This window comes from Streptomyces sp. NPDC002520, from assembly GCF_053595235.1.
This window is the reverse complement of record NZ_JBSFXG010000068.1, coordinates 1-26,622: the sequence shown is the minus strand read 5'-3', so window position 1 is coordinate 26,622 and position 26,622 is coordinate 1. Positions and strand designations below refer to the sequence as shown.

Genomic DNA, 26,622 nt, shown 5'->3' with positions numbered 1-26,622 from the left:
GTCGCCGACGCCCGCCTCTTCGAGCAGCTGCTTGAAGCCGGGCCGGTGCAGCGACAGGACGCGGCTGGACGTCGCCGGGTCCTCGTAGACCGGGGCGCCGGCCGCGATGAGCGCGGCCAGAGAGTGGCGCTGCCGGGCGTCGGTCTGCTTGTCCGTGCTGTGGCGCAGGTACAGCCGGTCAGTCACGGTGGCCGTCCTTGCTGTCGAGTTCGGTGACGGTTCCGCCGATGAGCCGTTCGGTGGCGTCCATCGCGTGGGCCTTGCAGGCGAGGAAGGACTCCCCGGCCGCGTCGGTGACCCTGTGCGTGAGGGGCTCGCCGCACGGGACCCCCAGCCGGTCGTAGTTCCACGCTCGCGGGCAGGCGAGCTGAGTGCAGCGGCTACGGCCGCCGGTGGAGAGCAGGGTGTTGCCGTGCTCGGGGCAGACGCCCCACGGCACGGTGCACACCGATCCGTCGCGTACGGCCCGGACCCGGGCGAGTTCGCTGGCGGTGTTCTCCAGGGCCTCGCTGATGCCGGTCATCCGTCCGGCGGCGTCGTCCAGGCGGAAGACGGTGTGCCGGGTTTCCTCGCTGCCGCGTAGCCGTCGTTCGACATCACGGATGCGCTCCTGAAGGTCGGAGACGTCGGCCATGAGGGCGCGGATGTCGGCAGGGGTCGGCTCACGGTCGTCGTCGGCGGGGTTGAGGTCGGTCACGGGTGGCTCCTAGAGAGGCGTGGCGATGTCGTGGGCGGCGGTGAAGCCTTCCGCGAGCAGGGCCTGCGGGGTGGCCGCGAGGGCGAGGGAGTGCTGCCAGGCGAGGACGTCGTCCGGCACCTGCCGGTTGGCCGGCCTTTCGCGGTTGCGGGCCCGGCAGGTGTCGAGGTGGGGGAGGAAGCGCAGAGCGACGATGGGGCGTCCGTGCCGACGGGCCTGCTCGACCAGCGCGGCCCGGACGTGCACCTCCACGTTCGTGGAGTCGAGGAACACGGTGGTCCCGGCGCTCAGGTGCTTCTCCAGGAGGACGGTCTGCCGCTCGACGGCGGCCGGGGTCAGGGACTGGTCGCCCGCGTCGCCGCCGATCTCGCGGCGCAGGGAGTCGAGGGAGACCACCTCTTCGATCACGGCTTCGGTGCAGAACGCATCTTCGGCGTACGTCGACTTGCCCGCCCCGCCGGGACCGACAGCGACCACGAGCGTGCCGGGTTCCAGGCTCCGCAGCACGCTCGTGTCCACCGCTCGCGACTTGCCCGCCCCACCGGTGTCGGTCTGGTCGGTGCCGGCGGCGATCCACCGGTCCGAGCCGCCCTCGCGGGTGTGCCGCCAGTCCTGGCGCGAGCCGATGATCCGCTCAGCCCAGTCCATCGCGGCCTCGACGTCGCGGTCGAAGTTCTCCGTGAAGCCCTCGTGGCAGTCCAGGAACAGGCCGTCGCGGTTGAGCTGCCAGCCGAAGACGCCGCCGGTGAGGTGCGTCGGGGCGAGGACGTAGCGCGGGAAGGGCATCGGTTCCCCCTCGGTTCAGCCGGGCCCTGGCGGTCCGGCGGTCGAATGGCAGCCTAGGGGGGCGAAAAGGGGAGGCGCAAGTACGGAACGGAATCCAATGGATCGACAGGCTAGAATGCCCGGTTTTTCACCCGTTCGGGCGATCCTACGGATTGGATCGGCCAGGGGAGGCTAAAACGACCGTTTTAGCCTCCCCGGTCGGATTGGATCGGCGATCCGGCGCCGGACGGAATCGAACGCGCGTACGGGTGGTCATCCGGGCGCGTAAATGACCCTTGACACTCCGGGCACGTAAAGGCACCTTTACGGTAGGCAGTCAAGGAACCTTTACGAGGGGGATCACATGGGATGGGTGCACGACGTACCCCAGGACGACCTGTACGACCACGAGGGCTACACCGTGGCCGTCCTCGCCGACGGCAGCGAGCCGGAGCCGTTGCAGTTCCCGGTCCCCGGCCGCGAGGGAGCCACCTTCAAGAACGGCCGGTGGGACCTCTACGACGGGACCGAGGGCCGCCCCCTGGCGACGGCGGTGCGGGCCGCGTGCGAGTGCGGGTGGCGCAGCACCGACACGTTCCCCGTCGACTTCGACGACGACGAGGGCACGGAGGGCTGGGAGACCAACACCGGGCCGTTCGCGGCCTGGCAGTCCGAGCACATCGAGGTGCTCCTGGGCACCGCGATGCCGACCGAGCTGCGCGAGGCGATCGCCACCGTGGCGAAGCAGGTACGCGAACACGCGAGGCTCCGGCCGTTGGTCGCGCTCGCCGCGATCGGCCAGCTGGAGAAGCTCGTTGGCGACGTGGCGCCGACCGCCGGCGCGGCGGCCCGCATCGACGGCCAGACCTGGACGACGATCGGGAAGGCCCTCGGCACCACTCGACAGGCAGCCTTCCAGCGGTTCAAGCGCTTCTTGGATCCGGACCTGGTCTCCAACCCGAACGACTGACGCCGGATTTCCCCGAGCCCCGCCGGTTCCGGCCGCGCGGGGCTCTTTGCTGCCCGGAGATCGCCAACCGGCCTCACAGCGTGCCGTCTCCCGCCCGTTCGCGAGCGCCCGTGTGTGATTGGACGTCGGGGAAGCCCCTAGGCCGCTACAGGGCCGACAGCGGTTCGTGCAGGTCAATGGGCCTCGCACATCTCGCACCTGACGCACCCGTGCGAGGCGTCGCACCTGTCGCACCCGGGCACCGGCTGGACCGCCCGAATCCCCGGCGTGTGGCTTCTTCCTTCGACGGCGGGCCGCAGGCAGTCCGTCGGCGAGCACCACCAGGAGCGCGGCGGGCGGTGAGCCGAGACGCAAGCGCGGTGATCCTGTATCCCGCGCGCGTTGGGTGGGTCTGAGAAGTCCCGCGAAGCCCGCGACGGTAGCGAGCGCCGTGCGTACGGTCCGCGCCCATGACCAAGACACACACGACTCAGCCCGCCCGCCGCAAGCCTCGCCGCAAGGGCCGTCCCACTCTGCTTACCCCGACGACCATGGATCTGCTGACCCGGGCCACGGCTGCAGGCCTTCCGATGAAGCTGGCCGCCGACGCGGCCGGAGTCGGGAGGTCGACCTTCCTGCGCTGGATGGCGCTGGGGGAGGACGTGGTCGACCGCGAGCACGGCGGCCTCCTGGACGTCGACTCCCCCAACCCGCACGCGGCCCTGTACGCGAGAGTGACCCGGGCCCGTGCCGCCGCGGTGGTCCGCGCCCACTCCTACATCGAGGAAGCGGCCCGCGGCGCGGTCGTCTCCGAGACTCACCGGTCGTGGACCGACACGGTCACCGGCGAGCACCGCAGCGAGAAGCGCATCCGCCGGCGGCCGGGCGACTGGCGAGCGTCGGCGTGGTTGCTCGTGCGGTTCGACCCGAACCCGAAGTCGCTCGACGAACAGCTTGACGAGGAAGACGCCCGTATCCGAGCCGAGCGCGGCGAGACGCCGATGGAGCGGGCGCTGACGCCTCCCCTCCAGGACCTCGCGGCTCGCCTGCAGAAGACCCTGGCGCAGTACCAGGAAGAGGACGCGGCCCACGATCCGGTGACGCAGGCCGGGGAGCCCGGCGCACTCCTGGGGGAAGTTGGCGAGGCGGACGTCGACCGCGAGGGGTGACCCGGGCGGCGGTGCTCCCCGGCGCGCACGGCGTACGCCACGGCGAGACGGATGCGCGTCGGGGAGTGCCGACGGAAGCGGGGTCCAGGGGCTGGCGAAAGCCCCTGGTACCACCGGCCCCCGCTCAAGAGGGCGCCGTGGGGAAGTAGTCGGCGGCCGGGAGTTCCCGCACCGGCCCCTTGCAGACGAGGTCAGCGCCACGCGTCGCCGTACTCCGGCACCGACCCGAGGCAGTACGAGACGCACTACGAGGGGCAGCAAGAAGGGCACTACGAGAGTCACCAGGAAGAGCCACACGAGAGGCAACCCGCTTCCCTCGGCACCTCGAACTCCGGCCACCGCGATTTCGTCCTCCGGCAACGACTCCCCCATCCCGGCATGACACCTCTTGCAACTCCGCACGCCCCCTCTCCCCGAACCCCCGTCCTCCCCCTCTGCTGAACTCCCCACCGAACTCCCCTGTCCTCCGCTCCCCCGTCCCGACCTGTACCTCTGGAAACTCCGAGACCACCCCCTCCTAGGGACGACGCGAGGGGGTGGTCTCGGAGATGGAAGAGCGCTCGTGCAGGTCGGGACGGGGGAGCGGAGGACCCTCGTAACACCCTGGTGTACGGGTCGGTTTACACCCTGGCGAGAACTCCGGCCGCCCTCGGTCGGAGTTCCCAAGACGGTCTTCAGCGATAACTTGCTGCGCCCTCGGGAGCGATGCTCACGCACCAACTTGCTGGCCCCGGCCGCCCTCGCCTCCGCCCGGTCCGAGGGTCCGCCGGCCTCGCGGCAGCGCGACGTCCTGGTGCTCGACTTCCCCCAGGAGCGGGCCCGCTCCGATGCGCTCGATCGGCAGCAGCCGCGGCGACGGAGTTGTCTCCGGAGTCGTACGAGGGGAGGGGACGGGACCGGTGCCGAGTCGGCGTCGCGTGGTGCTCATGGTCGGCAGCGTGGCACGTCGAAGGTGGGGGTGAGCGGTGTTGGGGTGAGTGGCGTCAGTGGGTGGTTGGCGGGTCGCCAGGTTCGGGTCGCTCCGTGGCGCGGCACCTCTAGCACTTTTGGGCCGGGGCCGTTTCGTGGGGACGGAAACACGTCCCCCGGGTCGTCGACGGCGGGGTGCCGTACACCTCTGGCACTTTTGCCCTCGCGGGTTTCGTGGGGACGGAACTCGCCGTGTGGATCACGGCCCGCTTAGGGTTCCCGGATGACGACCAGCGCACCGCACGAGATACCCGAGGACGGCGACCAGGAGCACGGCGAGCGGGTTGCCGAGTACGAGTCGGTGCACGTGCGCGAGCGTCTGGTGAAGCGGACGTGCGCCTGGTGCGGCACGGAACTGAAGTACAGCGGGCGGGGCCGGCCGCCGCGGTTCTGCGACGACAACCACCGCAAGCGCTGGCACGAACGGGAGAAGGCGAAGGCCGAACTCGGGGATGCGCCCGCACCCGAACCGGTGCGGGAGGTCATCGAGCGTACGGAGACGGTGGTGCGCACGGTCGTCCGGAAGGGCCCCACGGTGCTCCAACCGGTCCCGGCCCGGCCCGCGCAGCAGCAGATGAACCTCCGCTTCCCGGAGACCTTCGAGGACTGGCACACGATGCTGGCCCTGCTTCAGGTCGACGCGTCGAAGCTGCGGGACCACCCTCGTGCGCGGGAGCTCCGAGAGGTCCTCGCGCAGCTCGTCACCGACGACTTCCCCGGCACTGTCGACGTCGCCGCGAGTGCGCCCCGGACGACAGCGGACTGGTACGGCGCGCTGCGTCAACTGCTCACCGATGTACGCACGGACCGGTTCACGCAGGCGCAGCGGGAGGACCTCGCGCGCGTCTTCGGCATCGCGGTGGAGCACCTCCTGGCGGGCCCCGGCGGACCGGAGCCGGTCGGTGAGGAGGCGTCGGGACTTCCCCGAGCCGAGCGACGCCGGCGCGAGCGGGAGGCCCGGAAGAAGCGACGGTGACCGCGCGGATTCCGTCCGGACGAAACGGAGTTGCAAGAGATGTCATGCCGCCCGATGCCGCCCTCGGCATCGCGGAAGCTCCCCTTCTCTCCCAACTTGCTGCGCAGGTGAGACGGCCCCCGGAGATTGTGCGGTCGTGAATGCAAGAGGTGTGACCGTCTTGATCTTGCACGGCGGAAACGGTCACACCTCATGCATTACGAATGACCTTGGCGGCACGGCGAACCTTGTGACTTTGTGAATGCAAGAGCTTTGACCGTGCGGGACGCGCGCAGGTCGCTGTCCACGGGTCCGGCTCTCCTGAGCGGGAGCCGTGGACAGCGACGGCCGTCGGGCCGTGATGCATAGGTGTGCGCGTCTGTCCGGACGGGTGCGCCTGGTGTCAGGTCATGACGGTCGCCGATGGCGGCGTTGGTCATGACGGTCCGCGCGCGGCGGGTCTTGTGGCGCGGCGCGTCGACGCGGTCCTCGAGTAACGCTGTACGTGAAGTCGGTGACGTACGGCGGTCCTCCGCTGCGTGGTCGACGTCCCCGGCCGGGACCGACGACCGAGGAACTGGCGCCCGGCGAAAGTGGGCCCAGTTCGCACTATCTTGCTGCCGGTCGTTACTGCCGTCTCCCGCGCGCGGATGGTGCGTGGACCGGTCCCCGAAAACCCCCGCCTCGACCGTGCCCGGTCGCCTGCAGACCCCGGGCGGCGGAGGGCTTACTGATATCAGTGAGCACTACCTTGCTGCCGCCGTCTGCTGCCGTCGTACGGCCGCGGCGGGTCGCTCATTGTTCCAATGAGCTATAACTCGCTGTCCCCGTCTGCTGCTGTCGCCGACGGTGCCGGCCACGCGCGCGGTGGGATGGCGCTGCCGGGCCGAAGGCCCGAATCAGGGCGTGCGAAGCTCGTTACTTCTCCCCGCCCGGATCAGTCGTCGGGCGTGATGTTGATGGCCCCGCAGTTCCAGCACGACCACTCTTCGGGGAGCCGGTACTTCTCCGTCCAGAACCCCACCGGCTTCCCCCAGACCGTGCAGTCCGCCTCACAGCGCCAGCACTCGAACTCGAAGTCCACCCCGGGTCACCTCCTGGACCCCAGCATGGCCCCGTGCGGCCGGTCCGGAAACGCAAAAAGGCCCCCCGGCATCCGAAGACGCCGGGGGGCCTTGGTCGTTCGAGAGAGCGCTACGCGAGCGCGGCGAGCAGTGCGCCCGCGAGGGTGATGAGTGAGACCGCCGTGATGTCGATGGCGACCTGGAGGCCGCGGTACTTCCGCCGTGCGATCCGGGAGAGATGGACGACGTGCGCCGCCTGGTTCTCCGGCACCTGGAGGTCGGCGACCACCTCCTCCGGCGTGCACAGCGACCAGTACAGGTACGAGCCGCGGGCCGCGCCTCCGAGGCGGGGACGGACGACGACCAGGACCACGAGCATCGCGGCCACCAGGCCGACGGTGCCGAGCCCCACGAGAGCGGCGGAGGCCCCCGGCAGGGCGCGGCCGGGGACGGCGGCGACCAGCGCGGCCAGCGGCAGCGAGAACGCGGTGAGCAGCACGCCGGACTTGGCGTCGGTCCGGCTGATCTCGGCGAGCACGGTGGTGGTCGCCGCATCGAGCCGGGTGTCCATCTCGCTCATCGCCCGGACTCCTCAAGGGTCCACGTCCAGGTCTCGCCCTCGTCGACGGCGCGGGCCGCCGACAACCCGAGCAACAGCGCGGGCCCGGCGTACTTCTTGGGCAGCGTGCGGGCGGCGGCGGCCCGGCGCAGGAGCACGGCCAGGAGCGCGGCCTCGGCCGTGTTGAACGCCAGCTCCCGCTCGCCCGCGTGGTCCAGGACGGGCGTCAGCTTCGTGTAGTCGTCGTACGACAGGACGCCCCGCACGTACTGCCCGAGCTCCCGTAACTGCTTGACGGTGAAGCGGTCGACGCCCTCGAAGTCGGCGCCGTGCGACACGGTGACGTGAGTGGCCATCTCGACTTCCCCCGTCAGCCGTTGTGGTTGTGGGTCCGGCTGAACATCCCCTTCGTCTGGGTGTTCACCTCGGTCCGCTGGACGACCGTGCCGGAGTAGTGGTGGTGGTGCTCCGTGTGCATGTCCTTCTTCGCGCGGCCGGCGGACCGCAGCAGGAAGCCCGCGGCGAGCACCAGGGTGGTCGGGGCGGCGGCGCCGATGGCGAGGTTGGCCGTGTCGGCCTGTCCGAGCACCCACAGCACCAGGGCGGTGACTCCGCCGACGGGCAGCGAAGCGACGCCGCCGGCGAGCATGACGCCGCTGATGTCGGTGGCGCGCTGGGACATGGGCGGCCGTCCCTCCTGGGCAACCGGCGCGGCGGTGGGCGGCGTGTTCGGCGAGGTGTCCCGGTAGGACGTCGGGATCGGCTCGGGGGCGGGCTGCGGCTTGTACAGGTTCTCGATGATCCGGCGCGCTTCGGCGGCGGCCTCCGACTCGCTGAGCTGGATGCCGGGGGTGCGGTCGATGTGCTCCACTGGTCGAACTCCTTCGAGGCATTGGGGGAGTGAAAAGGGGCCCCGGAGGTGCGATCTCCAGGGCCCCGGCTTGCTGTTGGGGACGGTCAGCGGACGGCCGCGTACAGGCCGTGTCCGACCCGGGCGACGTCGTCGCCGGCGTCGGCGAGCGAGCTGAGCCGGGTGCGGACGGAGCCGAGCCTGACCTCCTTGCCGCCGTCGGCGTTGACGGCCGCCGTGATCTGGTCGGCGGTCATCGGATCGTCGGACGCGGCGAGGACGACGCGGATGCGGTCCTCCAGGAGCTGCGGGCCACGCCCGCCGTTGGCCGCCTGCACCTTGGCCGCCTTGGCGGCCTGTTCGTCCTTCACGGCCTCGCACAGCGCGGCCATGGCGTCGGTGCCCCGGGCCGCGTACGCCTCGCCCGCCGCGTCCAGCGAGGTCTCTTCCAGGCGAGCGGGGTCGCCCGGCCCGTACAAGGCGAGGATCTCCGGGTCCAGGCCCGGCATCGGCATGATGGAGCCGATCCGGAAGTGCCGCATCATGCTCGCCGGGTACGGCCCGGAGAGCAGATAGGCGGTCCCCTGGGTGTCGCAGACGTCATCGTCGTCGTCGACGCCCTCGGCGAACTGCGAGCGCAGGACGCGGGGCTTGAGGCTCTTGGGGATCGGCATGAGCTGGGTGCCGGCGGGCAGCAGACCGTCCGCGACCAGCTGGCGCATCATCGAGCTACTCCAGCGGAGCAAGGTGACCTCGCCCTCCTTGAGCATGGCCCTGAGCGTGTCCGAGCCTCCGAGCTCTTCGAGGTGGCTGGCCTGTGCGTCCAGTTCCTCGCCGATGCCGACGCTGCGGCCGGTGCGTCCCAGCTCCTTGACGAGGTAGGTCGCCTCCTCGCGGTACGGGGCGCCCTTCTCCAGGAGGCGGTTGGCCTCGTCGATCCGCACGGACAGCAGCGGGTCGGGGTCGCCGATGACGAAGGCGTTGCGGCCCATCGCGGCGTAGCGCGGCTGGCGGGACTGCTGAGCGACGGCGACGGCGGCCCGGAGCATCAGGATGACTTCCTCCTGGCTCGTGGCCAGCCAGTCGACCTGGCCCCGGGCCTCCGGGGCGGACTGGCCGCCCTTGAGGTCGCCGTACCAGCTGACGATGCCGTTGCGCTTCTCGCAGGCCAGCACGTACTGCACGGTGCGGCTCTTGCCCGCGCCGGTGGTGCCGAAGGTCAGGGCGCGGACGGCGCTGCCGGTGCGCGGGTCGAACAGCTTCCGGCGGGCGGGGCGGCCGTTGTGGTACCGGCCGACGACGATCCGTCCGAGGCTGTCCATGAGCATGTCGTCGTCGGAGGGCGGCGGCATGGTGGCCAGCGGGTTGGACGGGTAGATCGTGACGATCGCGTGCCGGGAGCCGTCGGTCTCGACAGCGATCCGGCCCGGGTCGCCGACGTCGAAGGCGCTGACGAGGGCCGCCAGGTCGTACTTGATGACCTGGCCCGCGGGGACTTCGACCATCAGCTCGATGATCTGGTTGTCGGGGATGGCGAGGGAGCCCGGGGTGGCGGGGGTGATGGTCACGCGTCCTCCTTGGACAGGTTCATGGAGCCGAGGTTGATGGCGGTGATGGTGGCGCCGGGCATGGCCAGCGGGGCGATGCGCTCAGCCCACAGGCGGGCGGGGTCCAGAGCGGCGGCGTCGGCCTGGCCGACGGTGAGCAGCTGCACGGAGGCCCCGCGGCCGGGGACCGGGCCGACGGTGATGAGGTCCTGGGGGACGTCCATCAGCGCGGACAGGCGGCGTACGGAGATGTCGGGGACCGGCTCGCCCGGGATCGACGCGCGGATGACGGCGCGCATCGCGCTCTCGCCGGTCTTCTCGACGTCCTCCAGGACCGTGGCCGGGGCCGCCCCGCCCTCGATGGCGACCCGCTCCGCCCACCACTGAGCGGCCGGGTGCGCGTAGAGCTGCGGTTCGTCCTGCACCACCAGGTCGTGGACCTTCTCGACCGGCGGGAGGGGCGGCACGAGCATGTGCCGGGCCCGGCGGGCGGGGCGCAGGAGCCAGGTGCCGGCGGACCACAGCGCGACGGCCAGGGCCTCACCCCAGTGGAAGCCGGGCACGATCCACTCAGCGATCAGGACGCCGACCAGGCCGACGCCGGGCGTCGCGTACAGGACGGCCGCCGTGCGGCCCTGGTGGCTCGGGGGCGCGGGCGGGGTGTAGACGAGCATCCCGCCGTCGGCGGTGCGCTCGATGACCTTCTCCGGCTCCGGCTGGCGGGCCTTGTGGGTCGGCAGTACGAGCAGACCGAGGCCGGTCGCGGCGAGCGTGGCGAGCAGGGACTCGCCCATGACCGCCGTGGTGAACAGTCCGGTGGTCGCGGCGGCGGTGCCGGTCGCGGTGGCCACCCGGCCGGTGTGGCTGCGGGCGGTGTCCAGGTGGCGCCGGGCGTTGTCGAGGTGGGCGCGCATCCGGTCGGCGGACAGCATGGCGGGCGTCTCCTTCTCCGGGGAGCTCCCCCGGGGGCGATAGCTGGGCTAGCGGTCGGGGACGGCGAGGCGGTGGCCATGACCGGGCCGCCGATTCGCCGGTGTGCGACGTGTGCGAGATGTGCGACGCCTCGCACCTGTGCGATAGGTGCGAGACGTCGCAGGGGGGTTGATCAGCGGTTGCTGTAGAACTCGGACTCCGCCGGGTCGACCGGCATCGCCTGGAAGGCTTCCGCGACCGGGCCGTAGTCGGCCTGGTGCTCGGCTGACGCCTGGTCGAAGAGCGTCGCCAGGTCCTCCGTCGCGGCGGCCATCGCCTCGGCTTCGGCGAGGACGCTGCGCATCACGGTCGCGGCCTCGTGGTGCTCGGAGACCGTGTCCCGGTCGACCTTCAGGCCCGCCATCTGGTCGGCGAGGTTGTCGACCGACTTCGAGCAGCCCTCGACGTACGTGTACGTCGACCGGACCTGTTCGCTCAGGCCCCGCAGCTTCGCGCCGGCGGCGGCGAGCTGCGCGATGACGATGGTGTAGCGGACCGCCGTGGCCACCACTGCGCCGGTGGCGGCGATCGCCGTCCCGGCCGCGCTGGCGACTGTGCCCGCGACCGCTCCGGCCTTCTCCAGTGCCTCTCCCATGTGGGCCTCCTAGTCTCCGAGGTGGTACTCGCGTTCGGCCGGGCGGGTGTGGCCCATGTCCCGGGTGACGTCGGCCGGGTGGCGGTGCCGCGATTCGGCGTTGCTCCCGGCGGTGGCGATCGACTCGGAGGCCCTCGGCAGGGCTTCGGCGATGGCGTCGGCGCGGGCCTTGACCGTGCCGCACTTCTCCATCAGCCGGATGACCATGCCCTCCAGCGAGCCGGGCACCTTGAGTTCGACGACCTTGGCGTGCAGGGCCTCCAGCCGCGTGAACAGGACGTCGCAGCCCTCCGACGCCTTGATGGCCGCGTCGACGCCTTCGGTGATCTCCTCCGCCATGTCGGCGTCGGCGTCGATGACGTCGTACACGGTCAGTTCCGCGTCCTTGTACTGCGTGGACTTCACCGGCGCACTCACGAACCGGGCTCCTCTCTGCGGTGGTACGGCCGGAGCGGCGGGCCCCGGCGGTGTCGAGCTGGCGGCCGGCGCCGTGGCCGTGCCTGCCGGGAGAGCGGGGTGCCCTCGCGTGATGGCCCCGGGCGGGGCCGGTTCCTGCGGTGCTTCCTGCTGGTCCAGGCGCTCGGAGTCAGCCCAGATCGAGCCGCTGTAGGCGTCGGCTGCGCCGGGCGGCGGGCGCATCCCCTCGAAGCCCGGAGGCGGCGGGGGAGGCGGGGGCGGCGGTGCCCAGGCACCGGACGACCCGCCCGGCGGGGTGGTGCCGGCCGACTCCGCTCCGGGCGTCGGCCCCGCGGCGGGCTTGCCATTCTTGGTGTCGTTGACCGGCTGTTTCGGCGCGTCCTTCCACGTCTTCTCGCCGTCGGGCTTGGCCGTGCCGGTGACCGGACGGTCCTTGTCGTACAGCGGCTTGGGCTTCGTGGTCGGCTTCGGCGGGACCTTGTCCTTCCCGGCCTCCGTCGCCTTCGGCTTCTTCGTCAGGTCGACCTTGTCGCCGTCCTTCGGATCTGCCTTCTTCGCCTCCGACTTGGGGTCCTTGGCGTCGGGCTTGCCCTTGGCGTCCTTGGTCTTGGCCTTGTTCTCCGGCTTGTCCTTCCACGGCGAGACGGGCTCGGGGGCCTTCGGGAGCTTCTTGGCCGTGTCCTTCGGCGCGTCCTTGGCCTTGGCGTCCTTGGAGTCCTTGGCAGCCTTGGTGCTGGTGTCCTTGGCGGACTTCGACTTGTCGTCCTTCGACGACTTGCTGTCCGAACTCTTGGGCCCCTTCGCGTCCTTGGCTCCCCGGTCCCTCCAGGGCCGGTCCTTGTCCTTGCCGGACCGGTCCTTGCCGCCGCTGTGCGAGCCGTTGGAGCCCTTTCCGCTCCCGGCGGGCCCCTTGGGGCCAACTCCCCCGGAACCGCTGGGAGACGGCCGCTGAGGGCCCTTGGTGACGCCGTTGCCGTTGTTCTTGAGCGAGGGCGGGATCTTCTTCGATCCGCCGGACCCTCCGCCGGAGCTGCCGGAGCTCCCAGAACCGCCGGAGCCCCCGCCCCGGCCTGCGCCGGGCTTCTGGCCCTTGCCGAACTCCGGGCCGGGCTGCATCCGGTGCTTCTCGGTTGCCTTGTCGGCCGCCAGGCGGGCCTTGTCGGCGATGGCCTGGTGGTGTTCGGCGCGGGCCTTGGCGCCCTTCGCGGCGTGCCACATGCCCTGTGCGCAGGCGACGCCGACGGCCGCCATGACCGCCATGCCCATCGCGGCGACGTCCCGGAAGGTCGGGTTGTCGGGGTCCTCGGGAGGTGGCGGGGCGAAGTCGCCCACGTCGGCGTCTTCGTCGTCGGATTCCGGATCGGGCGTACCCGGCACGGTCAGGTGCAGGGGCGGGCCCATGCCGGAGACGTCCGGCAGCGTCGGCCAGGAGCCGACCGGGACCGGAGCCCAGTCGTCGTCCGCCCCGTCATCGTCGTCCGCCGGCGCGGGCGGTGACGGGGCGTCGTACGACCCGGGGAGGGTCACTCGGGGGAACGGCAGAACGTCGCCGTCCCGGTCGTCGGTGGTCACGTTCGCTCCCTTCCAGGGGTTGACAGGCGGTGACGGAATCGGCGATCCTCGCGCGCCGCGCGTACGCGCGCCGCGCCTTGGGCCCCCCGGAACCCCGGAAAGGCCCGTTGAAGTTGAACTTCACGGGTCACGCGCTGTGACGCTTCGCGTCGGCGCGTTCCTGGTCGTGAGCCCAGTGCGCGAGCAGTTCCGCGAGCTCGTGCATGGCGCGCGGGTTGCCGTTGCGCTGGGCTCGCTTGGCGGCGGACTTGGCCCGGTCGAAGCAGACCTTGGCGAGGTCGGCGTCGTTGTCGACGGCCTCCATCCGAGGGCCCCAGAAGTCCGCCAGGTTGCGGAGCCGCTTGAGGCCCTCGGGGCTCGTTCCGTTTCCGCTCACGCCGACCGGCCCTTGCGGACCAGCTCCAGGAAGTCCCCGCCGGCGGAACCGGTGTCCGCCGGGGCCGTGCGCGGCTTAGGGGGGATCGGCGCACCCCCCGCGGTGACCGCCGGGGTCTCCCTGGCCTGCTCCTTCTCCAGGGCGGCGGCGGCCTTGCGCTCCGGGATCTCGTGGCGGCCCCGGCGGTAGCGGGCCTCCAGGTCGAAGGTGAGCTTGGCGGCCTTCTCGATGTGGTCCTCGATCTGGCCGAACGGGCTGGTCACCCAGCGGTGACGCCACCACGCCTCGAAGGTGCTGTAGCCCTCCGGGGGGTTGGCCTTCCACATCGCCTCAGCGTCGCGGCGGATCTTCGCGACGTACTCGGCCTGTGCCCCGAGGACGCCGCGCAGCTGCTTGGCGAACGCTTCGACCATCTCGGGGCGGTCCAGCATGTCCCCGGACCACTCCGGCCGGGACGAAGACGTGCTCATGGGTGGGGATCTCCTCTACCGTTGGGTGTCTGACCAGGGCGGATCGTGCGTCCTGGTCGGCGTTGCTGGGACTGCTTCCGGCAGTCGCAGCGAAGGCCAGCCCGATGACCGCGGGCTGGCCTTCACTGGTGGTGCCGGTGGGCTGGTCACGCCGTGCGCGACGGTGCTTCCGGGTCGAAGCCGGTCGCCGGGTCGTACCCGGCCTGGATGAGCGCGACGGCCTCCGCCTTGGTGGTGGACGCGGTGCTCATGCTCACGCCGATCGCCTGCTCGATGGCCGCCAGGTCGACGTCCTCGGGCCGGGCGGCCAGGATCATCCGGGCCACGATCCGCACCCGGCGCTGGCGCGGGGTGAAGTTCGCAAAGTCCTCGGCTTCGACCGCGCGGCGGGTGATCTGAGCGGTTGCCTCGCGGGCTTCGGCCGCTCGCTTCTCCGCTGCGGCGGCTCCGGCTTGGGCTTCGGCCGCACGGTGCACGGCTTCGAGCGCCTTCGCCTTTTCGGTCTCCGTCTTCGCCAGCGCGGCCATCTTGTCCGCGTCGGCTTCGGCCGCTCGCTTGGCGGCTTCGACCGCTCGCGCGTTCGCTTCGGCCGCTCGCTGCTTCGCTTCGGCCGCTTCCTTCGACTCGATCGCGTCCCCGAGCGAAGTCGCCGCGCGAGCCTGTGCGTCGGCCCGCGCCTCGGCTTCGGCGACCGCGCCACGGGCCTGTGCGCCCGCCACGCCCTCTGTCGCCGTCAGGTCGGCCGTCAGGGCCGCCATCTCCTTGCGGTGCGCCAGACGCTCCTTCTCCGCCGCGTGGGCGGCCCGCTCCTTCTCCAGCTCCAGCTCCCGGGCCCGCTGTTCGGCAAGCTGGGTGCGCCGGAGCTCCTCACGGGCCATCCGGTCCGGCAGGGCCAGGGCCTCATCGACCGTCAGGCCGAAGGGCTCCAGCTTCTTGGGCAGCCTGGCCAGGGCTTCTTCGCTGCCCTCGGTCAGGTTCGCCTTCTTCAGCTCCGCCTTGTACTCGTTCCAGGCGTTGAAGATGGCGCGCTCGCGCTGGCGGGCCATGGCCTCGCTGTACGCGATGTCCCAGATCTTCATCGTCTTGAAGATGCGCCAGGTCGGGCGGAAGGCCAGAACCCAGCGGTGACCTGGGATGACGTCGTGGTCGGCGGGAAGCGCGGCCTGATGGACGAGGATGCGCCGACCGGCCTCGACGCCGATCACGAACAGCACGGGCATCAGGCCGTGGCTCAGGGCCTTGTCCAGGTGTTCGGCGATCGCGCCGTTCGCGGCGGCGTTGAAGTAGACGCTGGCCAGCGTCATGCCGTGGGCGATGAGCCTCAGCAGGGGCCATGACGTGCGGATCGTGGCCATGAACAGGTCCAGGGCCAGGCACGTCACGATCGCCGCGTCGACGCCGATCGCGAAGTACGGCGCGTCCTCGACGGAGAAGCCGAACCGGGTCGAACCGGCGTCGGACAGGTTGCCGAAGGACAGGTAGAAGCCGATCGCGCCGATCACGCACGCGCCGACGATGGACGCGATCCCGAGCCAGATCTTGACCTTCCGGCTCACCTCCGGCTGGGTGTCGCCGGACGGTTCCAGCGGAGTGGTCGAAGCGTCGGCCGGAGTAGCCGAAGCCGGGGGCTGAGTGCCCGAAGCGGCGACCCGAGTGCCCGAAGGCGGTGCCGGGTCGACCGGGGCCGGCACCTTGACGGGCGGCTCGATGGTGGTCGTCATGCTCTCTCCATCCGAAGATCGTGGGCGAGTGCCCGAAGCGGTGACCGGAGTGGTCGAAGCCGCTTCGAGCACGGTCATGATCCGTCGAAACTGAGCCGAACCGTCTGGGGAATTTCGCGGCCCTCCGCCCGCGCCGCCCGATGCTTGGGGCAGTCGCACGGCGGCCAGCCCTCCGCCCACGCGTTCGTCGGCGGGAGGTTCGGGTTGGGCCGGACCTCGATCGGGTCGGCGTACGTCCGGCCGCCGTCGCGGCTGATGCGGATCGTCATGTGCTTCTGCGGGACGTCCCCGCCGGCGCCTGTCACCGGACCGGCTCCCTGGCGAACCTGGCGGTCACGACGCCGACCATGTCGGTGCCGCGCATCGCCGTGTTCTCCAGCCAGTCGGCGAACTCGCCGTCCCCGGCAGCCCTGCACGCGTCCAGCGCGACGTCCGCGCGGTCGTCCAGGCCGTCCAAGTGCTTCTCCAGCCGGTGCCACTCCTGGCCGCCTATGGCGTGCACCAGCTCGGCAACGACGTACAGCGAACCCAGGTGAGCGATGGCGGCTGCGGCCGCCGCGCGCTTCTTGACCTTCAACGTGTCTCCCTCGACGGGCCCGGCTCCGACAGCCGGACGTCCGCCGTCACCAGCCGTGGGGGCCTGGTGGCGACGGACGCCCGTCGTTGGCTACAGGTCGTCGTCTTGGGGACGGATCGGGTCGTGGTCCTGGCCGCACCAGTCGCAGCAGGTCACAGCGTTCATGCGGCTGCCTCCCCGCCCTCGGACACGACCAGGAACCGGTCCGTGTCGATGTCCATCACGACCGTGGCGGGCTGACCTTGCTCCCGCAGCTCGTGCGCTCGCTCTTCCGCCGGCCACGACCCTCGCGGGTGGCCAGCCGAGAACGCGTCGTAGACCTCGCGCGTCATGCGATCGCCTCCAGCTCAGCGCAGAGGCGGTCAAGGGCAAGGCTGGTCGGGTCGGTCGCCTGTTCGCGGCGAACCCGCGCCGACCGGTAGTGCGCGTACACCCTGCGGCGGGCGAACACGGCCAGGAGCCCGGAGGCGTTCCTGATCTCGTTGCCGCGCAGCAGGTACTGCCAGACCATTAGCCACACGTCCTGTGCGAGGTCGTCGACGTACGCAGCCCGGTCCTCCGGGCGCAGCGTGCGGCCGACGATCCCCAGCACACGAGCGTGCTGGTTGGCGTAGATGGCCGTCAGGTCCACGGCCAGGGCCTGGACCTCGATACCGTTGGGCATTGGGTCGCACCTCCATGCGATCTGGGGCCGTGGCCCCGGCTGGTCCCCGCCTGCTACGCGGGGGCCGGCCGAAGAAGAAGCCACGGCCACCGGCGCGGCCTTGGTTGGCCGCCGCGCCCCGTACCGGACTCGAACCGGTCAATGCCTCCGGGGCCCGCGATCTCTGCCCTTGTCTCACCGCGCGTACGGGGCTCTTGTCCGCCCGTGAGGACGGCCTGGGCCAAGGTGCTTCGGAGCTGTCCGCGCGGCAGGGCTGGCTTGTCGCAGGTGCCTGGCCCGCACATCGCCTGCGGGCTGGCGGTCCGCATCACCCCGCGGACGGGGCCGGGTTGTACAGAGGAGCCGCCTGCCTGGCCTCGAAGGGCGGGTGGTTCGGCTCGTGTCTTCCCGGGACTTGCCTCTGTGGAGTTGAAAAGGAACAGCCGCTTCCTTCGGTTCGACGCGCACGCGCGCTTCCCCTCCGGGCAGTACCTCGCACCGCACCCAACTAGTTGAGCGCGGCGCGCGAGATTGATTAACGCACCTCTTCCCGGGGGTGTCAACACAACTAGCTAAGTGCCAAACGGACTAGCGTTTGACCTGCGGAAACATGGCGACACACAACAGGCCAATGATCTCGACTTCCGATACTCAACTAGCTATGTCATGCTTGGCGGCCAACAGCACCCAGCACACCGAGCAGAAGGGACGGAGGGCCGTGGCCAAGAAGGAGCCCGGGAAGATCGAGCGCATCGCCGCCGATCTCCGGACGAAGATCGAGACCGGCAAGTACCCGCCGGGCGGCAAGCTGCCCAGCGTGTCGGAGCTCCAGGCCGCCGAAGGAATCGCCTTCCAGACCGCGCGAGATGTGTTCCGCGTCCTGGAGCGGGACGGCCTGGTCGTGACCCGACAGGGCAAGGGCTCGTTCGTGACGCCGTTCATCGGCAAGATCACCCGCGACGGAACCGGCCGGTACCAGCCCGCAGCCCGATCCGAAGGCGGTGCGCGCGGCGCGTTCGAGGCAGAGCTGAACCGCCTCGGTCTGGTCTACAAGCGGACGCCGACCGAGATCGGGCGAGCCCGCCCGCCGCGTGACGTTGCAGCCGCGTTCGAGCTGCACCACTCAGCGAAGGCCATCTACCGGAGCCGTGCCATGAAGGCCGGCCGGGACGCTGCGGACTCCGACGAGGGGTTCGTCGTCCAGCTCGCCACGTCGTGGTTCCCCATCGAAATCGCAGGTGGGACCGCGATCGAAGAACAGGACACCGGGCCCGGCGGCAGCAAGAACCGGCTCGCCGACCTCGGATTCGCTCAGCGGCGCGTCCAGGAGTCCATCGAGGTCCGCTTCCCCACCCCGGAGGAGGCGGAAGCCCTGAGCATCCCCGACGACCGGCAGGTATACGAGCTGGTCCATCACGCCTCAACAGCAGAGGGCCGCGTCGTTGAGGTCGCGGTGCACGTCATGCCCGCGAACATCTGGCGGTTCTCGTACACGTGGGAACTGGACGCCGACTAGGCGTCGTCCCACGTCAACCCATCCATCACCAACGAAGGAGCACCATGCCGAGCAACACCATCGGCGCTGACGGGACGATCACCCGCGACGCTCGCAGCCGCTACGTGCAGCGGGCGGAGGGCGGGGCCCACGGGGCTTTCGAAGCCGAGACCAAGCGCGCCGGTGGCAGCCCCCGCGCTGAGGTTGAGGTCCAGCGCGGTGCGGCTCCTGCCGACGTCGCCGACCTTCTCGGGGTGAGCCCCGACGCGGAGGTCGTCATCCGGCAGCGCCGCATGTACGACGGTGACCGCCTGGTCCAGCTCGCCGACACGTACATCCCCGCGTTCGTCGCAGAGGCCGCGCCCGCCGTTGCCCAGCTCGACACGGGCGCGGGCGGGATCATCTCCCGGATGGCCGACGCGGGGCTGGCGCAGACCGATGTCGTTGAGGACGTCACGCAGGTTCCGGCGACCGCTGCACAGGCCGAAGCCCTGGGCGTCGACTCCGGCGAGCTGCTGCTCACCATCACGCACACGGGTCGTACCGAGGACGGCCGGACCGTCGAAGTCACCCGGCACGTGCTCAGCCGCGGTTGGACGCTGCGGTACGGCGTCCCGCTGGACTAACTGCCCAACAGACTCACCGCCCGGCGTCCTCTCGCAGGACGCCGGGCGGTACCAGAGGAAGGGGAAGCCGATGACGCACAGCGATTCACCCGCAGACGCTCACCTGCGGCAAGCCCTCGAACTGGTAGCCCTCGGCGTGCCGGTGCTGCCCCTGCGCGAGGGCAAGGTGCCGTTTGCCAACTGCCCTGCGTGCTTCGAGAACCGGTGCGGGGGCCGACCGAACATGAAGAGCGCCGGCACCTGCGAGTGCCCTCGGCCGTGCCACGCGTGGGCTGCCGCATCGACGTCGGTCGACCTCGTGACGTCGGCGGCCTGGATGGCGGCCTGGCGGCGGTCGGCGGCGATCGCCTACCACCCGGGCGGGGCTGGGGTCACCGTTGTCGACCTCGACAGCAGCGATGCGATCGCCTGGGCACGCGAGGCTCTGCCCCCGACTCGAACCGTCCCGACGACTCGCGGCGAACACTGGATCTACCTGGGCACCATGCAGTCGGCGAACAAGGTCCGGCCAGGAGTCGACATTAAGTCCCGCATGGCGTACGCGCGCTGGCTCGGACGCGGCGAAGGCCAGATGATCCGGCTGCCCGAGACGGTGACCTCGCTCCCCCGGTATGTGGTGCCGGCGGGGGCCGTGGCCTCTTCGCCCGTCACCCGGACCGCATGGTCACGAGAAGTCGCCTCCGGGTGCCGTCACACGGAACGGTACGTGCGGACCGGCCTCGACAAGGGCGTCGCCATGGTCACATCCCACCGTGAGCAGGGGGCCGCGAGCCAGGCTTTCGGCGTCGCCCGCTTCCTCGGCTCGTTGCACCAGGAGTGCCCCGGGCCGTGCGGTCTGGAGGCCCTTGGTGGCGAGATCGTGGCGGCGGCCGTGAGCGTCGGCGTGCCTGAGACGTACGCGGTCCGGGCTGTCGACCGAGGGTTCGCTGAAGCGGGCATCGCGGTGCCCTCGACGCAAATGGCCTGAGCTGTCTAGAAACGCGCAGCTAGGGTCTCAACCCACATCAGAAAAGCGAGCGGCCCGGTAGCTGGGGTGGTAGCACACCTTCGCTCCGGGCCGACTGGAAGTCTTCGAGCTGAGCGATGATCCGTCTCCACTCGTCTTCCTAGCGCAGTCACCACTGTACGACACGGTGACCAGGCGGAGGAGATGGATCGGCTCAGCTCCCAAGAACGGAGCACACGTGAGCCAGCCGTCCGGTGAGGACAACAAGACCCCAGCGCGCGAGATCATTGCGGAGTACGCGCTGGACCACTTCCACTATTTCCGCACTTCTAGCGGCACGGCGTACGCGCAGCGTAAGGGCAGCCCCATCGCCCGGCCTCTTCGGAGCCAGGGGACGACCGGCAGCCACCGCCAGGAGCTGATGCTCGACATGTACAACGAGGGCATGGGCCTCTTCAGCGGCACCTCCATGAAGGAGGCCCTCGACTTCATCGAAGCGTTGACCTTGGCTCGTGACGTCCGCGAGGTCTGCATCCGGGTCGGCCCCTGCAAGAAGACCGAGAACGTCACCTGGCTCGACCTCGGCCGCGACGACGGCCTGTCCGTCCGCATCTCCACGGACGGCTGGCAGGTCCGCAAGCCCGAGTACGACGAGGTGATCTGGCGGCGCACCCAGCTCGTCGGCGAACTTCCCATGCCAGAGGTCGACCAGGACATGAAGGGCATCGACCGGCTTTGGAACCTCTGCAACTTCGTCGACGCTGGGTCTTCGACACTCGCCCTGGTCTGGCTCCTCGCCTGCCTCGACCCGAACATTCCGGTGCCGGCCGCATTCCTCACCGGCCCGATGGGCGCCGGAAAGTCGACTGCAGGCCGGATGCTCACCAGGGTGATCGAGGGGATGAGCTCCGACCTCCGCACCCCTCCCCGCGGTGAGGAGCAGTTGACCGTCGTCGCCTCCGCAGGCTGGGTAATGCCCCTCGACAACCTCTCTCACCTTGGTGCCGAGATGTCCGACGCCTATGCCCGCGTCGTGACCGGCAGCGAGGACCTGAAGAGGCAACTGCACACTGACGGCGACGTCGTCCGGCTTGCGGTCCGACGGCCCGTCCTCCTCACCGGAATCGACGTCGGCGTCATCCGGTCCGACCTCGGAGAGCGACTGTTGCTCCTCAAGTTGGACCGGCCGAAGAACCGTCGGAGCGAGCGGGAGCTGTGGTCGGAGTATGCGGAGGCGCTGCCGTCCATCATCGGCAGCCTCCTGGACGTCGTCGTGGCCGTGCGGAAGCAAGAGGCCGAAGTCCCCGCTGACCTCCGCATGGCCGACTTCGGACAGCTCTGCCTCCAGCTCGACAAGGCGTACAGCCTCGGCGCCATGCTCGCGTATCGGGCGAGCATCGACGACATCACGGACGACGTGATCGAGGGCGACAACCTCGCCCAGCTCGTGCTCCGGTACGCGGCCTCCGAGGTGATGGAACAGGCCGGAGGCGAGATCAGGATGTCCTCGACCGAGTGGCTGTCGGTGCTGAACCGGTTCGCCTTCGGCGACTTCCAGACCCCTCCGAAGGGCTGGCCGACCACCGGCAAGGTCCTCTCCGACCGGCTCAAGCGGCTCCAGCCCACCCTGGCCGCTCGTGGAGTCAAGATCGAGTCCGGGCGGCGGTCACGCCACGAGGACCCGAACCGGTCCCGCTACATCGAGATCAGCCGCATCACGGGCGCTTCCATCCCCGAACAGGCCGGGCCTGCCACGGAGCAGACGGAGTTCCCCGCCACAGCAAGCTGACGGCACCCGGTTCTCCGGCCCCCGTTCGAGTCTCGGACGGGGGCCGTCGCATGTCCGCGTCCCACCGAGGCACCCCCATGTGTCCTAAGCCCAAAATTCTGCGTCCCCCCTTGGGACAGCGTCCCCCCATGCCTCTTGACCTGCGGAAATAGGGGGGCGCGAGGGGGGACGTTGCCCTTGAGGGGGGACGCAGCCCTCTCAGCTGGGAATTTCCCCGGCCTCGCCTCTCTGACCTGCAAATCTCCCCGGTCGCCCGTGGGGGGACGCAGGAATCCCGGGGGGGGGACGCAGCGGGCCGTCTGGGGGGACGAAGGGGGACGCAGGGGGGACGAACCAAAGTTCTCTGCGTCCCCCCTAATTCACACAGGTCACAGCGATCTTGGCGGGAGGGGGGACGAAGGGGGACGCAGGATTTTTTACTTAAGAGAGAAGGGGGTGGTGTCTGTTGTAGTTGGGGCCTCGCTCGTTCGATTTCGTGCGGGTCGTCTCGGGGGAAGAAGCCACTCCCCCGCGGGGCGCCGCCCGTCAACCGTCGTCCCGCCTCGATTCGGCGGGCGTGGCTTCTTCCTTGGACGACGGCGGCCAGGTGATACGAGTGCGAGGCGTCGCACGGGTACGCCGGGTGCGAAACGTGCGAGCGGTAGCCTCCCGGCGAGAGGTGGCCGGCGGTGGCCGCCAGGAGTGGGCGGAGGTGGGCCGGTGGCGGAGGCAGAGGTCGACGTCTTCGGCATGTTGAAGGGCGGCGTGGGCAAGACGAGGATCGCGATGCTCGCCGCGCTGTGGCTGGCCACGGTCGAAGACGAGGACGTGCACCTGGTCGACGCGGACAGCGTCTCCCAGACCAGCAACGACTGGCGCAAGGACTACGAGCTGGAGAACCCCGGCAAGAAGTTCCCGGTGCAGGTCACCCGGCACCCCTTCGACGACCTGGACGAACACGTGGCCGCTCTGCGGAGCAAGCACGATCGCGTCATCGTCGACGTCGGCGGCGGGAACGCCGGCATCTTCACGGCGGCCCTGGTGTACGCCCGGCGCCTGGTGGTGCCGATCGGTGCCGACCCCTCGGAGGTCCGGCGCCTGCGGTCGACCTGGCGGGCCGCACAGACGGCCGCGGGCGATTCCGAGGTGGGCGGGTTCGATGCGTGGGTGCTGCTGTCGCGCACCGACCACGGCACGACGCTGCCGCGCGAGTACCGGGACATGCTGACCTCGGGGAAGGACCCGAAGAGCGGTAGGGACCTCCCGGTGTACCCGCTGCTGACTGCCGAGATGCGCAAGCGGGTGGCCTACCAGCGGGCCTACCCGATAGTGCCGACCCGGGCGGAGTTCCACGACGTCCCCGCCGTGCTGCGCGAGATCGGCATCCTGCCCAACGAGAAGGGATCGCAGTGACGATGACCGGGCCACAGCGGATGGCGCCCCCGCCGGCGGACGATGACGAGGACGAAGTCGAGGTGTCCCGGGAGGGCGTGGCACGCGACCGTCGGCGCGACCGGGACCGGGCGGCAGCGGAGTCTCGGCAGACCATGACCCGGCGTTCCTGGTACACGAAGACCACGGCGGCCGACGCCTTCCAGGCAGCTGTGGACGACATCCATCACAGCACCCGAGTGCCCAAGCACGAGGTCGTCGCCGCGCTCCTGGAGGCGGCCGTCGCGCAGTCGGAGCGCGTCGGGCGGAAGCTGGGGAAGTCGCACGCCTCGCACCAGTGATACGCATCGCACGCGTATCACTCCAGCTCAACGGAATGACGAAGGGCCCGCACCTCGGGAAGGTGCGGGCCCTTTGATGTCGGACGTCACGCGTCCTGGGGGCGGAACCCCTCGATGTCGGCGGCGGCCGGGTCGGGCGCCGGAGCGATGTACTCGGCTACGGCCCGGCGGCACCAGGCGGTGACCTCGGGGGCGCGGTCGGCCTCGATCTCACTGTCGAGCTGCTCGTTGGCGATCCGCTCGGCATCGGCGGGCAGCACGTGGCGGTCCATGAGGTCGTCCAGGGCGTGGCGGATCGCCGTGCGCTCCGGCCCCTCGGGCAGGGCCCGGCGGGCGGTGTGCAGGGCGCGAGAGATGACGGCCTGGCCGACGTCCAGGACGTGGCGGTACTTCTTCCCGCCCTGAGCCAGACGGGCGGCGGCTTCCTCCGTGGTGAGCCCGCCCCGGTCGGCGAGCCCGGAGACCAGGGCGTCCGCCCTGGCGCGGCGCGCGGCGTCGATGATCGTGCTGCGCTCCGGGTACTCCGTGTCCGGGAAGCGGTGGGTGATCTCCCGCCCTTCCTGCGTCCAGTCGTGCATGTCCCGGTCGGGGTGGCGCGGCCCCCAGCCCTCCGCCCACTCGTACGGGCCGCCGGCGCCGATGCCGAGCGCGGCCGCGATGTGGGCGGACTGGTAGTCGGTCCACGCCAGCGTCCGCCAGCTGGCGCCCGTCCACACGATCAGAGACGAGTTCGGAGGGTTGCCCTTGCGGTCGAACCAGTCGAGCTCCGGAATCTCGGACCGGTGGGGGGAAGCCGGGCGCGGGCCCGCGGGCCTCGCCGGGCGAGGACGTTCGGGAGCGTCCGGGGTCTGGACGAAGGTGTCCCTGGTGAGGGAGACGACACCGGCGTTGTCACCGTGCTCGATCACGTCGGCGCGGGCGTAGTGGCTGCGGTGCGCGGTGTACGCGCGGGCGACCTGAACGGCGTCCTCGCGGTTGGTGAACCAGCCGACGGTCTGCCAGGCGGAGACGCCCCCGCCGTAGTCCTCGCCCGCGACCTTGCCGTCTTCGATCCCCAGATCGAGCCAGACGGCGACCTCCCAGTTCAGGCCCGGCGCCGGGAGGAACTTCTGCGGAGGGTCCACGATCTGACCAGGGCGCTCGACGGGCCACCCGGTGTGAATCCAGATCCACTGTCCCTCGTGCAAGAGAGCCCACTCCGGCATCGCCGCCACGGTCACCGTGCCGTCCGAGGCACGGACCGGCACCGGCACGCGCGGGCCGCGGTTGGTCGACGTGTAGCCCGACCGGTTCGGCCCGTACATCGTCTCCCGCAGCACGTAGCCGTCGACGGCGGCCTCCACGGATGCCCACCGCTTCCACAGCGGGTTGCGTCCGTCGACGGCGGCCCTGGCGAGGGCCTCGGTCACGTCGGGGTCCGGCTCCGCCATGCGCACCGGCAGCGGGCCGCCCTCAGCCGCGAGCGCCCGCAGGCAGTCGACGACCATGCGATCGCCTTCGGGCAGCGCCTGGTCGTCGAAGACCTCGACGTGGGGAGGGAGCGGGAAGCCGCCTGCTTCTTCACGGAGGGCGGCGGTGTACTTGGCGCCGGCGCGGGCTGCGGTGCGGGCCCGCTTCGCGGCGGTCGGCTGCTTCTTCGGCATGACGTCTCCTAGCCGGTCAGACCCACGCTCTCCGGCCGTACGTCAGGGGCCACAGAGGAGAACAGCGATCAGGCAGAGCACACCCGTGATCATCTACGCGGGCCCCTGGAGACCTTGGCCGCCCCCGTAGAGCGGGGCTGCCCGCGGCGTGGGCGCGGGCTGAGCGGCGACCGGCGGTACGCGGCTAGCCGGTGGTGCACGACCACGGTAGCGGGCAGTACCGACAGGGCGCCGGGACTTCGGTTCACCGGTGATACCTCTCGCACGAGTGCGACGTGTGCGAGAGGTATCACCGCAGACAGATGGAGGGTCAGCCTTCCTGGGGAGGCCACGGCCGGGGCTGGAGCTTGCGGCGGATGCGCAGGGCGAGGGCCTCGCGCTGGAACTCATCGAGCTCGGGGAAGCGGAAGATCTCGACGGCGGTCATGCCGTAGTGCGCGCACGCCCGCTCGATGGTCTCCAGACTGATCACGGCCCCGCCTCCCCGGCCGCCGTTGACCTTCCGGCGCCACGTCGGCTCGGAGTAGCGCATCCCGGCGGCTTGGCGGGTCATCGTCTCCCCGGACAGCTCCCTCAGCTCGCGGAAGGTGCGGCGGACCTGGTCCTCAAGGTGCACGGGTTCTCCTGGGCGATAGCTGGGCTAGCGGTGGGCACCTCTCGTACGGGTGCGAGTGATCGCACGGGTACGAGAGGTGCGAGGCGTATCACGCGAGGTCAGAACGGGGGAGAGACGCGCAGGGCGAGGACCCGGTTGGAGTGGAGCCGGTGAGCCTTCCGGCCTGCGGGCGACTGCATCAGGGCTGCGGAGGACTGCTCGATCATCGTCTGATGCAGGCTCAGCGGAGCCGTGACGCGCACGGAGTAGCCCTGGCCCCGGCGGATGGTCCGGCCGTCGCGCAGCGACTCGCGGATTTTCTCGTCCTCGCCGGTCAGCAGGTGCTCGACAACCAGGCCGGGGACGTCGACGGACACCGTGGGGTCGGTGAGCTCCTGCTCCTGGTCGTCGTCCAGATCCCCCAGGAGCACCCCGAGGTCGTCAGGAACCTCGCGGGCGCCGGCGGAGTCGAGCGCGCGGCGGATCGTCTTGGGGTCCACGCGGTACTGCCGGGCGAGCCCCTTGACGGTGGCGCCCTCGCGGTACGCCTCCACGATCTCCACGATCTCCTGGGGTTCGAACGCGGCGGGCCGACCGAGGTTCTTGCCCGCGGCTTCGGCGGTGGCGACGCCCTCCTTGGTGTTCTCGCTGATCAGGTCGCGTTGGAACTCCAGCACGGCGGCCAGGACCTGAATGATCATCTTGGTGCCGGAGTCGTCGGCCGCGAGGTCGATGCCGGACAGCAGGCCGGACTCGACTCGCAGGTGCAGGCCCCGGCGGATGAGCACGGGCCGGAGCGCGAGGACGTCGGCGACGCTGCGGAACAGGCGGGCCGCGTCGGCGATCCGGATCGTGTCGCCGACGCCCGCCTCTTCGAGCAGCTGCTTGAAGCCGGGCCGGTGCAGCGACAGGACGCGGCTGGACGTCGCCGGGTCCTCGTAGACCGGGG

Annotated in this window: 31 protein-coding genes; 9 read left to right on the top strand and 22 right to left on the bottom strand. The window is 70.7% G+C overall.

Annotated elements, in window-relative coordinates; genetic code table 11:
• The 3 genes from ACWD5D_RS43715 to ACWD5D_RS43705 all read right to left on the bottom strand — a co-directional run.
• The coding region (locus ACWD5D_RS43715; RefSeq protein ID WP_451378337.1) for a recombinase family protein at positions 1-186 on the bottom strand (186 nt) is incomplete at its 3' end.
• Positions 179-697 carry a hypothetical protein gene (locus ACWD5D_RS43710; protein WP_451378336.1) on the bottom strand — a complete coding sequence of 173 codons (519 nt, stop codon included), beginning with the start codon at positions 695-697 and terminating at the stop codon, positions 179-181. The genes ACWD5D_RS43710 and ACWD5D_RS43715, both read right to left, overlap by 8 nt.
• Positions 698-706: 9 nt before the next feature.
• Positions 707-1,483, bottom strand: coding sequence for an AAA family ATPase (locus tag ACWD5D_RS43705; RefSeq protein WP_451378335.1), 777 nt, complete (start codon positions 1,481-1,483; stop codon positions 707-709).
• A gap of 343 nt (positions 1,484-1,826) precedes the next feature.
• Here ACWD5D_RS43705 and ACWD5D_RS43700 point away from each other — a divergent pair, with 343 nt between their 5' ends.
• Positions 1,827-2,432, top strand: a complete 606-nt coding sequence (locus tag ACWD5D_RS43700; RefSeq protein WP_173288797.1) for a hypothetical protein — start codon at positions 1,827-1,829, stop codon at positions 2,430-2,432.
• 449 nt (positions 2,433-2,881) lie between these two features.
• Complete coding sequence (locus ACWD5D_RS43695; RefSeq protein WP_451378334.1) at positions 2,882-3,580, top strand: hypothetical protein; 699 nt, start codon at positions 2,882-2,884, stop codon at positions 3,578-3,580.
• Between the two features lie 709 nt (positions 3,581-4,289).
• On the opposite strand, the gene ACWD5D_RS43690 is transcribed toward ACWD5D_RS43695, so the two are convergent.
• Entirely contained in the window at positions 4,290-4,508 is a 219-nt protein-coding gene (locus tag ACWD5D_RS43690; RefSeq protein ID WP_451378333.1) for a hypothetical protein, read from the bottom strand.
• Between the two features lie 264 nt (positions 4,509-4,772).
• Here ACWD5D_RS43690 and ACWD5D_RS43685 point away from each other — a divergent pair, with 264 nt between their 5' ends.
• Positions 4,773-5,525: a hypothetical protein gene (locus tag ACWD5D_RS43685; RefSeq protein WP_451378332.1), complete on the top strand. Its 753-nt coding sequence runs from the start codon at positions 4,773-4,775 to the stop codon at positions 5,523-5,525.
• Between the two features lie 916 nt (positions 5,526-6,441).
• Here the strand turns inward: ACWD5D_RS43685 and ACWD5D_RS43680 are convergent.
• The 15 genes from ACWD5D_RS43680 to ACWD5D_RS43610 all read right to left on the bottom strand — a co-directional run bounded on the left by ACWD5D_RS43680 (position 6,442) and on the right by ACWD5D_RS43610 (position 16,888).
• On the bottom strand, positions 6,442-6,588 hold the full coding sequence (locus ACWD5D_RS43680) for a hypothetical protein (protein ID WP_024067082.1): 147 nt from the start codon (positions 6,586-6,588) through the stop codon (positions 6,442-6,444).
• A 110-nt stretch (positions 6,589-6,698) separates the two neighbouring features.
• Positions 6,699-7,148, bottom strand: a complete 450-nt coding sequence (locus tag ACWD5D_RS43675; protein ID WP_173288795.1) for a Pycsar system effector family protein — start codon at positions 7,146-7,148, stop codon at positions 6,699-6,701.
• The gene (locus tag ACWD5D_RS43670) at positions 7,145-7,483 is read right to left on the bottom strand and encodes a DUF7739 domain-containing protein (RefSeq protein ID WP_451378331.1); all 339 of its coding nucleotides are present in this window, start codon (positions 7,481-7,483) and stop codon (positions 7,145-7,147) included. The genes ACWD5D_RS43675 and ACWD5D_RS43670 overlap by 4 nt, the downstream gene beginning before the upstream one ends.
• Positions 7,484-7,497: 14 nt before the next feature.
• The gene (locus ACWD5D_RS43665) at positions 7,498-7,998 is read right to left on the bottom strand and encodes a hypothetical protein (protein WP_451378330.1); all 501 of its coding nucleotides are present in this window, start codon (positions 7,996-7,998) and stop codon (positions 7,498-7,500) included.
• An 86-nt stretch (positions 7,999-8,084) separates the two neighbouring features.
• Positions 8,085-9,545: a DNA/RNA helicase domain-containing protein gene (locus tag ACWD5D_RS43660; protein ID WP_451378329.1), complete on the bottom strand. Its 1,461-nt coding sequence runs from the start codon at positions 9,543-9,545 to the stop codon at positions 8,085-8,087.
• Complete coding sequence (locus ACWD5D_RS43655; RefSeq protein ID WP_451378328.1) at positions 9,542-10,456, bottom strand: hypothetical protein; 915 nt, start codon at positions 10,454-10,456, stop codon at positions 9,542-9,544. The genes ACWD5D_RS43660 and ACWD5D_RS43655 overlap by 4 nt, the downstream gene beginning before the upstream one ends.
• 173 nt (positions 10,457-10,629) lie before the next feature.
• Positions 10,630-11,091 (bottom strand): hypothetical protein, encoded by a 462-nt coding sequence (locus ACWD5D_RS43650; RefSeq protein WP_451378327.1) that lies wholly within the window; start codon positions 11,089-11,091, stop codon positions 10,630-10,632.
• Between the two features lie 9 nt (positions 11,092-11,100).
• Entirely contained in the window at positions 11,101-13,080 is a 1,980-nt protein-coding gene (locus ACWD5D_RS43645; RefSeq protein ID WP_451378326.1) for a hypothetical protein, read from the bottom strand.
• A gap of 127 nt (positions 13,081-13,207) precedes the next feature.
• Positions 13,208-13,456 carry a hypothetical protein gene (locus ACWD5D_RS43640; protein ID WP_451378325.1) on the bottom strand — a complete coding sequence of 83 codons (249 nt, stop codon included), beginning with the start codon at positions 13,454-13,456 and terminating at the stop codon, positions 13,208-13,210.
• Positions 13,453-13,926 (bottom strand): hypothetical protein, encoded by a 474-nt coding sequence (locus tag ACWD5D_RS43635; protein WP_024067073.1) that lies wholly within the window; start codon positions 13,924-13,926, stop codon positions 13,453-13,455. The genes ACWD5D_RS43640 and ACWD5D_RS43635 overlap by 4 nt, the downstream gene beginning before the upstream one ends.
• A gap of 146 nt (positions 13,927-14,072) precedes the next feature.
• Positions 14,073-15,647 carry a DUF2637 domain-containing protein gene (locus tag ACWD5D_RS43630; protein WP_451378324.1) on the bottom strand — a complete coding sequence of 525 codons (1,575 nt, stop codon included), beginning with the start codon at positions 15,645-15,647 and terminating at the stop codon, positions 14,073-14,075.
• Positions 15,648-15,721: 74 nt separating this feature from the next.
• Positions 15,722-15,952, bottom strand: a complete 231-nt coding sequence (locus ACWD5D_RS43625) for a hypothetical protein (protein WP_450236292.1) — start codon at positions 15,950-15,952, stop codon at positions 15,722-15,724.
• The gene (locus ACWD5D_RS43620; protein WP_451378323.1) at positions 15,949-16,224 is read right to left on the bottom strand and encodes a hypothetical protein; all 276 of its coding nucleotides are present in this window, start codon (positions 16,222-16,224) and stop codon (positions 15,949-15,951) included. Before ACWD5D_RS43620 ends, ACWD5D_RS43625 begins: the two co-directional genes overlap by 4 nt.
• 161 nt (positions 16,225-16,385) lie before the next feature.
• Positions 16,386-16,556 (bottom strand): hypothetical protein, encoded by a 171-nt coding sequence (locus ACWD5D_RS43615; protein WP_451378322.1) that lies wholly within the window; start codon positions 16,554-16,556, stop codon positions 16,386-16,388.
• Entirely contained in the window at positions 16,553-16,888 is a 336-nt protein-coding gene (locus ACWD5D_RS43610) for an RNA polymerase sigma factor (RefSeq protein ID WP_451378321.1), read from the bottom strand. The genes ACWD5D_RS43615 and ACWD5D_RS43610 overlap by 4 nt, the downstream gene beginning before the upstream one ends.
• Before the next feature lie 640 nt (positions 16,889-17,528).
• Between ACWD5D_RS43610 and ACWD5D_RS43605 the strand changes: the two genes are divergently transcribed.
• From ACWD5D_RS43605 to ACWD5D_RS43580, 6 genes are all read left to right on the top strand, one after another.
• Positions 17,529-18,383, top strand: a complete 855-nt coding sequence (locus ACWD5D_RS43605) for a GntR family transcriptional regulator (protein ID WP_451378320.1) — start codon at positions 17,529-17,531, stop codon at positions 18,381-18,383.
• Positions 18,384-18,427: 44 nt separating this feature from the next.
• A complete protein-coding gene (locus tag ACWD5D_RS43600; protein ID WP_403930024.1) occupies positions 18,428-18,988 on the top strand; it encodes a UTRA domain-containing protein in 561 nt (186 codons plus the stop codon).
• Between the two features lie 70 nt (positions 18,989-19,058).
• Positions 19,059-19,955: a bifunctional DNA primase/polymerase gene (locus ACWD5D_RS43595; protein WP_451378319.1), complete on the top strand. Its 897-nt coding sequence runs from the start codon at positions 19,059-19,061 to the stop codon at positions 19,953-19,955.
• A 217-nt stretch (positions 19,956-20,172) separates the two neighbouring features.
• Positions 20,173-21,723, top strand: a complete 1,551-nt coding sequence (locus tag ACWD5D_RS43590; protein WP_451378318.1) for an ATP-binding protein — start codon at positions 20,173-20,175, stop codon at positions 21,721-21,723.
• Positions 21,724-22,422: 699 nt separating this feature from the next.
• Positions 22,423-23,115: a ParA family protein gene (locus tag ACWD5D_RS43585; RefSeq protein ID WP_173288801.1), complete on the top strand. Its 693-nt coding sequence runs from the start codon at positions 22,423-22,425 to the stop codon at positions 23,113-23,115.
• 2 nt (positions 23,116-23,117) lie between these two features.
• Positions 23,118-23,435, top strand: coding sequence for a hypothetical protein (locus tag ACWD5D_RS43580; protein WP_451378317.1), 318 nt, complete (start codon positions 23,118-23,120; stop codon positions 23,433-23,435).
• 86 nt (positions 23,436-23,521) lie between these two features.
• Here the strand turns inward: ACWD5D_RS43580 and ACWD5D_RS43575 are convergent, their stop codons facing one another.
• From ACWD5D_RS43575 to ACWD5D_RS43565, 3 genes are all read right to left on the bottom strand, one after another.
• A complete protein-coding gene (locus ACWD5D_RS43575) occupies positions 23,522-25,078 on the bottom strand; it encodes a hypothetical protein (RefSeq protein WP_451378316.1) in 1,557 nt (518 codons plus the stop codon).
• 310 nt (positions 25,079-25,388) lie between these two features.
• Positions 25,389-25,694, bottom strand: a complete 306-nt coding sequence (locus tag ACWD5D_RS43570) for a hypothetical protein (RefSeq protein ID WP_451378315.1) — start codon at positions 25,692-25,694, stop codon at positions 25,389-25,391.
• 98 nt (positions 25,695-25,792) lie between these two features.
• On the bottom strand, positions 25,793-26,622 hold an 830-nt coding region (locus ACWD5D_RS43565; RefSeq protein WP_451378314.1), incomplete at its 5' end, for a recombinase family protein.